This is a genomic window from Streptomyces mutabilis (assembly GCF_014649815.1).
In the GTDB taxonomy this organism is placed as follows: domain Bacteria; phylum Actinomycetota; class Actinomycetes; order Streptomycetales; family Streptomycetaceae; genus Streptomyces; species Streptomyces mutabilis.
This window is the reverse complement of the sequence record NZ_BMTT01000238.1, coordinates 1-576: the sequence shown is the minus strand read 5'-3', so window position 1 is coordinate 576 and position 576 is coordinate 1. Positions and strand designations below refer to the sequence as shown.

At 58.2% G+C, this 576-nt stretch carries 1 protein-coding gene; it reads right to left on the bottom strand.

Going from position 1 to position 576, the window contains the following annotated elements:
- Window positions 1-576, bottom strand: a 576-nt coding sequence (locus IE142_RS35600) for an MFS transporter (protein ID WP_191889493.1), incomplete at both ends; no start/stop codon positions are given.

The following is a 576-nucleotide window of genomic DNA, read 5'->3' as shown; positions in this document are numbered from 1 at the left end:
AGCGCGGTCGATACTGTTAGTGCAAACCTGCAGCAGGCATACGGCGATCGATATCACGAAAATCACCTGATATACGGTTTCGCGGCGCTTGAGGTGATCGGACAGCGTGGAGAAGCCCACGCGGCCGACGGTGTTGAACACGGAATCCACGGCGAGCACCAAACCGATAATGCCGGAAATGGCGGCCGCGAACGCGCTCGGGCTTAGCGGAGCGTACTGCGGGAACGCCTTCAGCGCATCATGCAGGATGTCTTTCTCTTGGCTGATAAGAGCTAGACCACAGGTGATGTTGATGTAGAAGGCGAGCCAGATGCCCCAGAACACGGGTTTCTTAAGAATCGAGACGCGGCTGACATAGGAGGTCGCGGGATCATAGACCCAGCCGGCGGGGCGGCGTATGAGCAGGAATCCCACGAGCATCATTATCGCGTAAACCACGGCGAGCGTATAGAACATGTTCACCAGGCCGATCGAGCCGATCAGGTATTCCATCACCGGACTGGCAATGGCTTTGGCCAAGCCGAAACCGGCGACTGCGATACCGGTGGCGAGGCCCTTGTTGTCGGCGAACCACAG